This is a genomic window from Stenotrophomonas sp. CC22-02, assembly GCF_004365115.1.
GTDB lineage: Bacteria > Pseudomonadota > Gammaproteobacteria > Xanthomonadales > Xanthomonadaceae > Stenotrophomonas > Stenotrophomonas forensis.
Genome location: NZ_SOCO01000001.1, coordinates 759,251 through 772,720, shown reverse-complemented (window position 1 = coordinate 772,720; position 13,470 = coordinate 759,251). Strand labels below are relative to the sequence as shown.

At 65.7% G+C, this 13,470-nt stretch carries 9 protein-coding genes, 1 tRNA gene and 1 pseudogene; 3 read left to right on the top strand and 8 right to left on the bottom strand.

Annotation, left to right across the window (positions count from 1 at the left end):
• Positions 1-102 precede the first annotated feature (102 nt).
• Entirely contained in the window at positions 103-2,163 is a 2,061-nt protein-coding gene (locus N440_RS03695; protein WP_133934123.1) for a bifunctional diguanylate cyclase/phosphodiesterase, read from the top strand.
• A 117-nt stretch (positions 2,164-2,280) separates the two neighbouring features.
• Here N440_RS03695 and cyoD read toward each other — a convergent pair whose 3' ends face one another.
• The 8 genes and pseudogenes from cyoD to N440_RS03655 all read right to left on the bottom strand — a co-directional run bounded on the left by cyoD (position 2,281) and on the right by N440_RS03655 (position 11,734).
• A complete protein-coding gene (gene cyoD / locus N440_RS03690) occupies positions 2,281-2,622 on the bottom strand; it encodes a cytochrome o ubiquinol oxidase subunit IV (protein WP_005408584.1) in 342 nt (113 codons plus the stop codon).
• Positions 2,622-3,260 (bottom strand): cytochrome o ubiquinol oxidase subunit III, encoded by a 639-nt coding sequence (gene cyoC, locus N440_RS03685; protein WP_133934122.1) that lies wholly within the window; start codon positions 3,258-3,260, stop codon positions 2,622-2,624. Before cyoC ends, cyoD begins: the two co-directional genes overlap by 1 nt.
• Positions 3,257-5,254, bottom strand: coding sequence for a cytochrome o ubiquinol oxidase subunit I (gene cyoB, locus N440_RS03680; protein ID WP_040008505.1), 1,998 nt, complete (start codon positions 5,252-5,254; stop codon positions 3,257-3,259). The genes cyoC and cyoB overlap by 4 nt, the downstream gene beginning before the upstream one ends.
• 2 nt (positions 5,255-5,256) lie before the next feature.
• Positions 5,257-6,297 (bottom strand): ubiquinol oxidase subunit II, encoded by a 1,041-nt coding sequence (cyoA, locus tag N440_RS03675; protein WP_008267587.1) that lies wholly within the window; start codon positions 6,295-6,297, stop codon positions 5,257-5,259.
• 315 nt (positions 6,298-6,612) lie between these two features.
• The gene (locus N440_RS03670; protein WP_133934121.1) at positions 6,613-6,969 is read right to left on the bottom strand and encodes a hypothetical protein; all 357 of its coding nucleotides are present in this window, start codon (positions 6,967-6,969) and stop codon (positions 6,613-6,615) included.
• Positions 6,970-7,628: 659 nt separating this feature from the next.
• Positions 7,629-7,704: transfer RNA gene (locus N440_RS03665), tRNA-Thr, on the bottom strand.
• A 50-nt stretch (positions 7,705-7,754) separates the two neighbouring features.
• Positions 7,755-8,759, bottom strand: coding sequence for a 2-hydroxyacid dehydrogenase (locus N440_RS03660; protein ID WP_133934120.1), 1,005 nt, complete (start codon positions 8,757-8,759; stop codon positions 7,755-7,757).
• A gap of 101 nt (positions 8,760-8,860) precedes the next feature.
• A pseudogene (locus tag N440_RS03655) lies at positions 8,861-11,734 on the bottom strand (autotransporter outer membrane beta-barrel domain-containing protein).
• 235 nt (positions 11,735-11,969) lie between these two features.
• Between N440_RS03655 and N440_RS03650 the strand changes: the two are divergent.
• The gene (locus N440_RS03650; RefSeq protein WP_080357329.1) at positions 11,970-12,497 is read left to right on the top strand and encodes an RNA polymerase sigma factor; all 528 of its coding nucleotides are present in this window, start codon (positions 11,970-11,972) and stop codon (positions 12,495-12,497) included.
• On the top strand, positions 12,494-13,462 hold the full coding sequence (locus N440_RS03645) for a FecR domain-containing protein (RefSeq protein ID WP_133934119.1): 969 nt from the start codon (positions 12,494-12,496) through the stop codon (positions 13,460-13,462). Before N440_RS03650 ends, N440_RS03645 begins: the two co-directional genes overlap by 4 nt.
• Positions 13,463-13,470: the final 8 nt, after the last annotated feature.

Here is a 13,470-nt window from a genome sequence, read left to right as displayed (position 1 = left end):
GGTCGCAGGTGCTGCGACCGCTCAAGTCCCGCCCACCCGCGCCGATAGGGGTCGCGGGCATGCGCCTTGCGGGCGCCCCTCCCTTCTCCCACTGGATTCAACATGACTGGCAGTTACAGTCAGAGCCTGGTTGCCATCTCGCTGCTGGTGGCCATTCTTGCTTCGTACACGGCGCTGGACATGGCCGGCCGCCTGGCCACCGCCGAAGGCCGCGTGGCCCGCTGGTGGCTGGCCGGGGGCGCGGCAGCGATGGGCCTGGGCATCTGGTCGATGCACTTCATCGGCATGCTCGCCTTCGACCTGCCGATTCCAGTCGGCTACGACCTCGGCATCACCCTGTACTCGCTGGCGGTCTCCATGGGTGCCTCGGCCTATGCGCTGTGGCTGGTATCGCGGCCCAGCCTGCCGTGGCGACGGCTGCTGGCCGGCGCGGTGCTGATGGGGCTGGGCATCGCCACCATGCACTACCTCGGCATGGCGGCGATGCGCATGCAGCCCGGCATCGATTACCACCCGGGCTGGTTCGCCGCGTCGATCGCGGTGGCCATCGGTGCCGCCGGCGCCGCGCTGTGGATCGCCTTCCGCCTGCGTGCCGAGCAGCACAACACCCTGCGCCTGCGCGCACTGGCCTCACTGGTGATGGGCCTGGCCATCGTCGGCATGCATTACACCGGCATGGCCGCAGCGCGCTTCCCCGAAGGCAGCATCTGCGGCGCGGTCGGCAGCGGCGCCATCGACACCCGCTGGCTGGCGGTGCTGGTGATCGTCACCACCGTGGCCACGCTGGGCATCGCGCTGGTTGCCTCGCTGTTCGATCGGCAGATGCGCGTGCGCACCGGGCTGCTGGCCGATTCGCTGGCGCGCGCCAACAACAAGCTGATCCAGGCCGCGCTGCACGACCCGCTCACCCAGCTACCCAACCGCATGCTGCTGCAGGACCGCATCGAACAGGCCATCGAGAAGGCGCGCCGCCGTGGCCACACGGTGGCGGTGATGTTCTGCGACCTGGACGGTTTCAAGGCGGTCAACGATGCCTACGGCCACCAGCTCGGCGACCGCCTGCTGGTGGCGGTGGCGCAGCGCATCGGCGGCCTGCTGCGGCCGCAGGATACTTTTGCCCGCCTTGGCGGCGACGAGTTCGTGATCGTGCTGGCCATCGACATTCCCGACGATGCGGTGGTGGTGGCCGAGCGCATCATCGCCGCAGCCGGCGAGCCGTTCACGCTGGATGCGGCCGAACTGCAGGTCAGCGCCAGCCTCGGCATCGCGCTGTACCCGGACGACGCCGGCAACGAGCGCGAACTGATGGCGCACGCCGATGCGGCGATGTACCACACCAAGGAAACCGGCCGGAACGGCTACACCTTCTTCACCCCGTCGATGCAGCTGAGTGCCAACCGCCAGCTGCGCCTGCTGCAGGACCTGCGCAAGGCCATCGCCCGCGACGAACTGATCCTGCATTACCAGCCCAAGTTCCCGGCCGCGGGCGCACCGGCCACCGGCGCCGAGGCGCTGCTGCGCTGGCAACACCCGGAGCTGGGCCTGCTGGCCCCGGATGTGTTCATCCCCATCGCCGAGCGCAGCGGCCTGATCCTGCCGATTGGCGACTGGGTGCTGGACCGCGCGTGTGCGCAGCTGCGTGCGTGGCACGACGCCGGGCACAGCGAATGGTCGATGGCGGTGAACCTGTCGCCACTGCAGTTCGCCTCGCCCGCGCTGCTGGACAGCGTGCGCGAGGTGCTGCAGCAGCACCGGATCGAACCGGCACGGCTGACCCTGGAAATCACCGAGACCACGGCGATGAAGGACGTCGATGCCAGCCTGGCGATCCTCAACGATCTGACCGCGATGGGCGTGCACATTGCCATCGACGATTTCGGCACCGGCTATTCCAGCCTGCTGTACCTCAAGCGCATGCCGGCCACCGAACTGAAGATCGACCGCGCCTTCGTGCACGACCTGGAGTGCAATGACGAGGACGCCGCCATCGTCTCGTCGATCATCGCGCTGGGCCGCACCCTGCAGCTGCAGGTGGTGGCCGAAGGCGTGGAAACGCAGGCGCAGCGCGAGTACCTGAGCGAACTGGGCTGCGACCAGCTGCAGGGGTACCACCTGGGCCGGCCGATGGAGGCCGAGGAGTTCCTGCGCAAGGTGGTGGGGTAGAGCCGGCCGCTGGCCGGCTTGCCGCGATTGCCGGCCAGCGGCCGGCACTACCGGACAACGGAAAAACAAAAAGGCCGCCCTGGGGCGGCCTTTCTGCGTGGCAACGTCGCGAGGACGTCAGTGCATCATGTGCACGTTCATGTTGTGCATGACCCACAGGGTACCGACCACGATGATGCCGATCACCACCACGGTGAAGGCCGCAGCGTTGACGTTCCAGCGGCTTTCCGAAGAGCGGTCCAGGTGCAGGAAGAACACCAGGTGGACCAGCATCTGCAGTACCGCGGTGATCGCGATCACCACACCGTTGACGGTGCGCGAGAAATCACCCGACATCACCATCCAGAACGGGATGACGGTCAGCACCACCGCCAGCACGAAGCCGATCAGGTACGACTTCACGGTGCCATGGCTTTCGCCGCCGGTGCCGTGGTCGTGTGCATGGTTGTCATGTGCCATTACAGCGCTCCATTGAGGTAGACGACGGAGAACACGCCAATCCAGATCAGGTCCAGGAAGTGCCAGAACAGGCTCAGGCACGCCATGCGGGTCTTGTTGGTCGGGGTCAGGCCGTACTTCTTCAGCTGCACGAACATCACCAGCAGCCACAGCAGGCCGGCGCTGACGTGCAGGCCGTGGGTGCCGACCAGGGCGAAGAACGCCGACAGGAAGGCACTACGGTCCGGACCGTAGCCCTGATGGATCAGGTGCTGGAATTCATAGACTTCCATGCACATGAAGCCGAAGCCCAGCAGCCAGGTGACCGCCAGCCACAGGAACATCTGGCCGACCTGCTTGCGGTGCATGGCGATCATGCCCAGGCCGAAGGTCAGCGACGAGGTCAGCAGCAGCGCGGTTTCCCACGCCACGAACGGCAGCTCGAACAGGTCCTTCGCGCCGGGGCCGCCATCGGTACCGCCGGACAGCACCACATAGGTGGCAAACAGCGAGGCGAAGATGAGGCAGTCGCTCATCAGGTACACCCAGAAACCGAAGACGGTGTTGCCGCCGGTGTCGTGGTGCTCGTGGTCGTCATGGCCATGGGCCGCCGTATGCGCGGCGTGCCCGTGGCTCAGGGTCGAGGTATTGGTGCTCATGCCTTCAGCTCCGACTTCACCAGGCCCTGGTTTTCCAGGTGCTTGCGGTGTTCGTTCTCGATGCGTTCCACCTCGGCGGCCGGGACCCAGTAGTCCACGTCCTGGTCGAAGGTGCGGTAGATGAACGTGGCGATCATGCCGACGAAGCCGACGATGGCCAGCCACCAGATGTGCCAGATCATCGCGAAGCCGAACACCAGGCTGAAGGCACCGATGACCACGCCCGTGCCGGTGTTGCGCGGCATGTGGATGTCGGTGTACTTGGCCGGCTTCGGCCAGGCTTCACCACGCTGCTTGCGCTCCCAGAAATCGTCCAGCTCGGTGACTTCCGGCAGCGTGCCGAAGTTGTAGAAGGCCGGCGGCGAAGAGGTTTCCCACTCCAGCGTACGGGCATCCCACGGGTCGCCGGTCAGGTCGGCGGTCTTCTTGCGGTCGCGGATCGACACGGCCACCTGGATGATCTGGCACAGGATGCCGGCGCCGACGATGAAGGCACCTGCAGCGGCCACCAGCAGCAGCGGCTCGTAGGCCGGGTTGACGGTGCTCTGCAGGCGACGGGTCATGCCCATGAAGCCCAGCACGTACATCGGCATGAAGGTCACGTAGAAGCCGATGAACCAGCACCAGAACGCGCACTTGCCCCAGAACTCATTGAGGCGGAAGCCGAACATCTTCGGCCACCAGTAGGTGATGCCGGCGAACATGCCGAACACCACGCCGCCGATGATGACGTTGTGGAAGTGGGCGATCAGGAACAGGCTGTTGTGCAGCACGAAGTCGATGGCCGGGATCGCCAGCATCACGCCGGTCATGCCGCCGATGGTGAAGGTGACCATGAAGCCGATGGTCCACAGCACGGGCGTGGTGAACTGCACGCGACCGCGGAACATGGTGAACAGCCAGTTGAAGATCTTCACGCCGGTCGGGATCGAGATGATCATCGTCGTGATGCCGAAGAAGGCATTGACGTTGGCACCCGAGCCCATGGTGAAGAAGTGGTGCAGCCACACGATGAACGACAGCACGCCGATGCAGGCGGTGGCGTAGACCATGCCCTTGTAGCCGAACAGCGCCTTGCGCGAGAAGGTCGCGATGACTTCGGAGAACACACCGAACGCCGGCAGGACCAGGATGTACACCTCCGGGTGGCCCCAGATCCAGATCAGGTTGATGTACAGCATGGCGTTGCCGCCACCGTCATTGGTGAAGAAGTGCGTACCCAGGTAACGGTCCAGGGTCAGCAGCACCAGGGTGATGGTCAGCACCGGGAAGGCAGCGACGATCAGCACGTTGGTCACCAGGGCAGTCCAGGTGAACACCGGCATCTGCATCAGCTTCATGCTGGGGGTACGCATCTTCAGGATGGTAATGAAGAAGTTGATACCGCTCAGCGTGGTACCCAGGCCTGCGACCTGTAGACCCCAGATGTAGTAGTCCATGCCGACGCTTGGACTGTATTCGATGCCCGACAACGGCGGGAACGCCAGCCAGCCGGTGGCAGCGAACTCACCGATCCACAGCGACAGCATGATCAGCACCGCGCCGGACACGAACAGCCAGAAGCTGAGCGAGTTGACGAACGGGAACGCGACGTCGCGCGCACCGATCTGCAGCGGCACGGCCAGGTTCATCAGGCCGGTGATCAGCGGCATCGCCACGAAGAAGATCATGATCACGCCGTGGGCGGTGAAGATCTGGTCGTAGTGGTGCGGCGGCAGGTAACCCTCGGACCCGCCGACGGCGAGCGCCTGCTGGGTACGCATCATGATGGCGTCGGAGAAGCCACGCAGCAGCATGACGAAGGCGACGATGAGGTACATCACGCCGATCTTCTTGTGGTCCACCGAGGTGAACCACTCCTTCCACAGATAGCCCCACAGCTTGAACTTGGTGATCAGGGCCATCACGCCCAGGCCACCCAGCACCGCGCCGACCAGGGTGGTCAGCACGATCGGATCGTGGGGGATCGACTCAATAGAGAGTTTTCCCAACATGTTCATTCTCCCGAACCCGCGTGGCCGGCATGGCCTGCGTGTTCGTGTTCGTTGGCATCCAGGTTTTCACCCGATTCCTTGGAATCATGCGCGTCACTGGGGGCGTGGCCCTCGTGCGCTTCATGGCTGGCGGCATCGGCAGCGGCGGCACCGGCGTGTTCGTGCTTCATGCCGTAGTGCTTGTTGTCGCCCATGTGCTTGGCGATGACCCAGTTGAACAGGCCTTCTTCGGTCTTGCCGAAGTAGGTGACCGGGTACCACTCGGCGTTGCGTGCTTCACCCAGGGCCTTGAACGAGGCCTTGTCCAGGGTCTGCTCGCCGGCACGGACCTGGTCCAGCCACTGGCGGTATTCGGCATCGGTGACCGAGTAGGCGGTGAAGTGCATCTTGGCGAAGCCCGCGCCGCTGTAGTGCGAGGACATGCCCGGGAATTCACCGGTCTCGTTGGCGATCAGATGGAGCTTGGTCTCCATCGCAGCCATCGAGTAGATCATGCTGCCCAGGTGCGGGATGAAGAAGGCATTCATCACCGTGTCGGACGTGATCTTGAAGTTCAGCGGCGTGTTGACCGGGAACTTGATTTCGTTGACGACCGCCACCTTCTCTTCCGGATAGATGAACAGCCACTTCCAGTCCAGCGAGATCGCCTCGATGGTGACCGGCTTGACGTCCGATTCCAGCGGCTTGTACGGGTCAAGCGCGTGCGACGAACGCCAGGTCAGGACCGCCAGCACCAGCACGATCATGCAGGGAATGGACCACACCACCACCTCGATCGCCGTCGAGTGGGACCACTTCGGCTCGTAACGGGCCTTGGTGTTGGAGGCGCGATACTTCCACGCGAAGGTCAGGGTCATGATGATGACCGGGATGACGACCAGCAGCATGAGCACGGTAGCCGTGATCAGCAGGGTCTTCTCATCCTGGCCGATCTGGCCCTTCGGACTGAGGATGGCCACGGCATCGCAGCCGGTGAGCATCACCAGCAACGACAGCAGCAGGCCCGGGCGCAACCAGCGCCCAAGGGTTTTCAACGGAATCATCGGTCGATCCAATTGCGAGGGAATGCCGTTCCCCGTCCTGCCTGTTCCGGCCAAAGCCGGTCCCACCGGTCCGGGGACAGGCAGGGAGGTGGGGTCGAGTCAGCCCTACAATTTTAGGCCGTCACCCACCATTTAAGAAAGGCATTGACAATGATCGAGCGCAGGAAAGGCGCCGATCTGGCTGCGACACGTTGTCGCACCGCGCACTCGTGGGCTGTCCAGCCGCACGGGCACGCAGCGTAGCATCGGGCCCGGCCACGCCAAAGCCACCGGACCGGCAAAGCCTACTGAACGTGTTCAGCCATGCGCGGAAGGTCAGGACGGCCGGACTTCCCGGCACACCAGTTCAGCCAGCTCACGGCATGCGAAGAACAGCCCTTCGACGACGCCCTCGTCCAGATGCCGGTCGGGCGTGGCCATGGATTCGCAGCGACTGGCCGCATGCAGCATCTCCACTGCCGTCAGCATGCCCACCGCCGCACGGTCGATCCTGGCCAGGGACTGACGGCGGCCGTCTGACAGGTTCTCTTCTGGCCACAACATGCCATCGGACCCTTCGCCATCGCGGATGCGCTTGAGGCAGCCCTGGAAGGTGCTGAGGTCAATGGACGGGTTGTCGTCGTCGTTGGTGGGCTCATCGACGGGGAATGGCGGAATCTTGCGAGTGGTCATGGCGTCGGCTTCCGTGGCTGTACTTAACACCGCCACCGCGCGGAAGCGGGGTGGCGGACGGTGCGGGTTGCAAACCGGGCATAGCTAAACCGGCGGGTCCGGAGACCCCCACGCACCGCCCGCCATATAGGCCGACGGATTGCCAGCCGGCACCGCTTTTGGGCGGTGCCGGCTGGCAAGCGTTTACAGCTATGGTCGGGTTTGCACGCCCGGCCACCCTTTTTCGGTGGCGCGCCATGTTGTTTACGCCTGCACCTTCGATTCAATGAGAAAAATCCGAAAGGTTCGGATGCATCGGAAGGAGCGGTACGAATTGTTGCATGCCCAGTAGATGGCGAGGGCGACACGAGAAGACGTGAGTGCGCTGATGCTTAGGCGTTGACGACATCCGGTGCCGCAAATGGGCTGCAGACCCTTAAGGCCAGTGACGTTTCCCGCTTACCAATAGTTGTATGAAGCAGCCTGGCCGAATGGATGGACAGTTGGCGGCGCCGTGGGATTTGTCGCAACTGGCGAACCAAACATGCAGAAAGCGACAGGCGATTGGCTTCCGTTTTGGCGGCCATGGGCTGGCACTACTGGGGCTGCCGGACGGCGGCCAGCACTACCAGAGCCACAAACAAAAAGCCCCGACCAAGGCCGGGGCTTTTCATTACAACTGGTGCCGGAAACAGGAGTCGAACCTGCGACCTACGCATTACGAATGCGCCGCTCTACCAACTGAGCTATTCCGGCGGAGCCCGCGATTTTACGGGCTGGGCGCCCCGGCGGTCAATCCACCCGGCTCAGCCCGCCTCCACCCGGTTGGCGCAGGGCCGCCCGGCGGCGAAATCGGCCAGGTTGCCCAGTGTGATCGCCGAGATCTCCTGCAGCGCCTCCACGGTGAAGAAGCCCTGGTGGCCGGTCACCAGTACGTTGGGGAAGGTCATCAGCCGCTGGAAGGCTTCGTCGTCAATGATCTCGCCGGACAGGTCCTGGAAGAACAGCGCGCTTTCCTGTTCGTAGACGTCGATGGCCAGATGGCCGAGCCGGCGCGACTTCAGCGCGCGGATCACCGCATGGGTATCGACCAGCGCTCCGCGTGAGGTGTTGACCAGCATCGCGCCCGGCTTCATCCGCGCCAGCGAGGCGTCGTTGATCAGGTGCTGGGTGTCGGGTGTCAGCGGGCAATGCAGCGAGACGATGTCGGCGCGCGCCAGCAGCTCATCCAACGCCACCATGTCGCCGATACCGTTGAAGGCGGCCGAGGGATACGGGTCGTGCCCCAGCACGGTACAGCCCATGCCCTTGAAGATGCGCGCGGTGGCCAGCCCGATCTTGCCGGTACCGACGATGCCGACGGTGCGACCATGCAGGGTTCGGCCAAGCAGGCCATCGAGCATGAAGTTGCCTTCGCGCACCCGGTTGTAGGCGCGGTGGGTCTGCCGGTTGAGCGTCATCACCAGCGCCAGCGCGTGCTCGGCCACGGCTTCGGGCGAATAGGCGGGTACGCGCGCGACGAACAGGCCCAGTGCCTTCGCCGCAGCCAGATCGACATTGTTGAAGCCTGCGCAGCGCAACAGCACCGCACGCACACCCAACGCATGCAGCGCGCTCAGTACCGGCGCATCAAGCCGGTCATTGACGAACACGCAGACGGCCGCGCAATCCTGTGCCAGCGCGGCGGTATGCACGTCCAGCGCAGCATCGAAGTAGACGAACGCGTACCCCTGCCCGTCCGCATCACGCTGGTTGGCTTCGTCCAGGAAGCGGCGGTCGTAGGGTCGGGCGCTGAAGACGGCGATCTGCATGGAAGAACCTGGGTGGGATGCCCTGCCGACCATACCGCAGCCACGCGCCTGTGGGGATGGCACCGGCGATACAGGCATCGCCGGTGCCCCCTGCCACTTGCTCAGAACCGATAGCCCAGGCCCAGCATCACGCCGTTCTGGATCTGCCCGTCGCGGCGCTCGCCCACGTAGTCGGCCATGATCGACAGGCGTTCGCTGGCGCGGCTGGTCACGCCCAGGTTCCAGGCCAGCACCTGCTCACCCACGGCCTGGCTGCTGGCGCCGAACACCAGGTCCGGGGCGGCGGCGAAGCCGGTGCTGTAGCGGGCCTGCGAATCGCCCAGCTCCTTCTGCCAGACCACGCGGGCACGCGGGGTGATGCGCTCGCCGTTGTTGCCTTCGAAGGTCTTGAACAGCTGCAGGCCAGCGCCAACGCGGATGCTCTCCAGGCTGCCGCTGCGGCCCACCAGCGCGCCCGCGCCCTGCCCTTCATTGAAACGCGTGGCCGAGGTGCGCGCGTAGTCCACCACCGGCAGCAACGGCTGGATCACCAGCCCCTTGCCGGTGGTGAACGAGAACGCGTGCTCGACCCGCGCGGAGATCGCATCGTTGTTGTACTTGGCGCGCAGCGGCTACTGCAGGCCATCGATGCCGCTGACGCTGCGACGGGTGTCGTGGCGCAGATCGGTATAGCGCACCGCCGCCGACAGGTAGCCGCGCGAATAGGTCGCGTCCAGATAGCCGCCCACATCCAGCGCGCGCACGTCACCGCTGAAGTCGGAGCCGTCGCGGCCCTTGGTCGACATGTCAGCTGCCGCCACGCTGACGCCCAAGGTGACGCGGTCATCGGCCACGCGGGTATCGGCACCGACCACGATGCCACCGATGTTGTGGCTGAGGCCGGCCACGCCGCCCTCCGCATCGATGCGGCCATGGCTGGCGAAGCCGCGCGCCCACAGGCCACGGCTGCGCCCAGTGTCGCTGCTGTTACCCGCACCGCCAGCGGCCGGCTCAACCAGATGCATCGCCAGCTGGTTGAACAGGCTGCCGTGGCGCATGCCCGGCTGTGCCGACACCGACTGCGCGGCCTGCGAGGCCAGGCCATCGGCATCACCACCACTGCGCATCGCGGCCTGGTGCTGCTGCACCACGTTGCCGATGCTGCCGACCAGCGCGTTGTCGGCCAGCCGCAGGCTGGCGTGCGCATCACCACGCAGGGCACCGGCCTGCTGCGCGATCACATCACGGTCGGCGAACTGCAGCGCGCCCAGCAGTGACTTCAGGTTGCCGTCCTGGCGGGCGGAAGCGGTCGCCAGCGCGCGGCCCAGCCCGTCGCCGGAGGTGGTGTTGGTGAACAGGCCCAGCTGATCGAAGCCAGGGTTGGCCGTCAGCCACAGGCCATCGGCGGTCTGCTTCACGTTGAAACTCAGCAGCGAGTTGTGGCGCGGGCGGAACACATCGCCCGCGGTGATGCTGGCGCTGTAACCGGTATCGCCCAGGCGCACGACGTCTTCGAAGCCGCCCTGGTAGATCGGGCCCTGCACCAGGTCACGGCGGAAGTCCTGGCCGTAATAGCCCTGCGCCACATTCAATTCGAGGAAGGCGCCCTTGGAGATCACCAGCGCACCGTCGGTCGGTTCGTCATCGAAGAACGTGCCCACGCGCAGTCGGCCCGTGGCGGCGCCGCCGTTCTCGGTGACGTCGAACAACAGCTTGCCGCCCGGCATGATGTTGACGTAGCCGTGGGTGACCAGATCACCGCCGCGCGGCATCAGCGTGCCAAACACGCGCAGGCGGTTGAAGCCGTCCTCGCGCCAGGAGGGGCCGGAACCGCTGCCCAGTGCATCAATATCCATCGCGGTGCCGGCCACGTCGCCATGGCCGACCAGCATGCCCGCGCCCAGCACGCGCACCTCCGACGCCCGCAGCGCGCCGCCTTCCAGTGCGATGGTGCCGTTGTCGACCAGCATGAAGTCGGCGCCGGTGGTGGCGGCGGTGCGCCAGGTGGCACCGTTGCTCACGCGGATCACGCCCATGGCGTTGTCGAGCGTGGAGACGTCCAGGTCGGCCAGGCGCAGCTTGGACAGCAGCAGCGCCTGGATGCCCGGATCGTTGAGGTAGTCCTGCACCGAATCCGGGCCGATGCCCTGCGGGCCACGGCTTGAAGCGTTGTAGATGCTCTGCGCCAGGTTGATGTAGCTGGACTGCCAGTCGGTGTTCCAGCGCGCGAAATCGTCGTCGACGAAGGTCTGCAGCTGGCGCCCGGTGCGCAGGTAGCCGGGGTTGATGTCGCCGCTCACGTTCGCGCTCACGTTCAACGTGTCGCCAGGATCGCGATAGCCGTTCGCGGTGACGATGTTGTTGCTGTAAATGTCCTGGCCCGGGAACGACTCCAGCTTGCTGCCGCTGCCATCCGGGTCGAAGGTGACCGAGGCGCCGGTGGTGCGCGCCGGGTCGCGGAACACCAGCAGGCCATTGGGCTGCACGACCTCGTACATGGCCTTGTGCAGCAGGCCCGCATCCATGCCGCCGCCGTAATTGCCGGTGTAGATCTGGGTCATGCGCGGCGACGGCGTATAGATCACCTTGCCGCCATTGCTGGCCGCGTGGATCTGCACCGAATCGATGATCGGCAGGTCGCCGGCCAGATAGCGCTCGACGCCACCGGACTGCATGATCGAGCACGACGAAATGCAGTGGCCGGACACGATGGTGTTCAGGCCGGCGGCGCGGATCACGCCCTGCAGCCACTCGCCGGCAATCAGCGCGCCGCCGTTGGAGGTGCGCAGCACCACTTCGCGGATCGGCCGGCCCTCGGCCTGCGCCTTGGCCAGCAACGCCGGCAACGACACCACGTCGGCGTAGGTCACCCCGCCACTGAGGAAGATGCGGTCGCCCTGCACGTGATAACTCATTGCCATGACGTCATCAGCCGCCGCGAGGGCGCCGACGCCGATCAGCCCGGCCAGGGCCAGGCTCAACTTCGAATGCTTCATACGTTCTCTCTCCACCCGCAACACGCGGGTAAGGGGTCAAACGTCAGAGCGGCGCGAACTCCCCCAGCCGACCCGCTGCGCAATGATGAATGCATTCACAATGAGAATGGGGTGCCGCACACTCTTCCCCATCCGGTCATCGTCGCGTAAAACTCGATGACGCATCCGCCAATGTCTGCCGAGGCCAGCCCTGTCCGCTCCGTCCCCCCTGATCCACCACGCGCCGGAGCCGCCGGTGCCAGCGGATGCCTTCATCGCGTTCGTACGCGAAGAACGCGCACCGTTGTGTGCGTTCCTGCGCACGCGGGGCGTCGGGCCGGAGGATGCAGAGGACATCGCGCAGGACTGCATGGAGCGGCTGATCCGCTATCGTGCACACGGCGCCGACGAGCTGCGCCTGCTGCTGTATCGTATCGCCCGCAACCGCCTGGCGGATCGCGGCCGCTCTGCGCAGTCGCGACCACACCTGCCGTTGGCCGAGCATGATGGCAGCGACCTGCCCACCAGCCAGTCGCCCGATCCATTGCGCCAGGCCGAGTCCGGGCAGATGCTGTCCCTGCTTCGGCAGGCCCTTTTCAAACTGCCCGAGCGCGCGCGCGAGGTGTACCTGCTCAACCGGATCACCGGCATGAGCTATACGCAGATCGCGCGGCACTGTGGAATTACTGCCAAGACCGTGGAAAAACATATCGCCCGTGCCCTGCAGGGCCTGCGCCAGGAGTTGGGACCGGATCCGCTGCACAACGACAGGGATGTGGAATGAACAGCTACCGGCACACGGAAGACGCCTCGCTGTTTGAACGCGCCAGCGCCTGGGTGGCGCGGCTGGAAGCGCCGGACTGCACGCCGGCCGAACGCGAAACGTTCGAGGACTGGCTGGCCGAAAACCCGGCCCATGTGAAAGCGTGGGTGCAGGCCGAGAACCTGTTCCAGCAGGGCCAGGGGCTGGCAGCAGACCCCTGGCTGCGCACCGCTGCGGCCCGTGCGGCGCGACCGCCGCGCCGCCGCTGGTTGCCAGCGTTCGCGGCCGCCGCCGGCATCTGCCTGGCCATCGGCGTGGGTTGGATGCTGGCCGTGGACGGCAACCCCACGCCGCAGCGCTATGCCAATGACAGCCATGAAACGCAGCAGCTGACCCTGGCCGACGGCAGCGTGGCCACGCTCGACGCGGGCACCACGCTGCACGCCCGTTTCGGCTGGCGCCATCGCGAGCTGGACCTTGAACGCGGGCGCCTGCAGCTGCAGGTCGCGCCGTCGAGCAAGGCGCTGCAGCTGCGCGCCGGCACCAGCACGATCCGCGATATCGGCACGACCTTCCAGGTGGAGCGCCTGCGCGATGGCCTGGTGGAAGTCGCGCTGCTGGAAGGCGCGGTGGAAGTGAGCAACGGTGCCGCCCAGCACACCCTGGCACCGGGCCAGCAGCTGCAGGTGCTGCCTTCCGGGCGCATCCAGCCGGGCCCGGCGCTGTCGTCCACGGCGGCCGCCGAGGGCTGGCTGCAGGGACAGCTGGTATTCGACGCCACGCCGCTGTCGATCGTGGTCGAACGGATGAACCGCTATGGCCGCACACCGCTGGTGATTGCCGATCCGGAGATCAGCAACCTGGCGGTCAGTGGCACGTTCCGCGCAGGCGACGCACAGGAGTTGCTGTCCGCGCTGGAACTGGGCTGGTCCGTCGCTGGCCAGACGCGCCCGGATGGCGCGCTGGAACTGCGCCGCACGTACTGAGGGGGCCT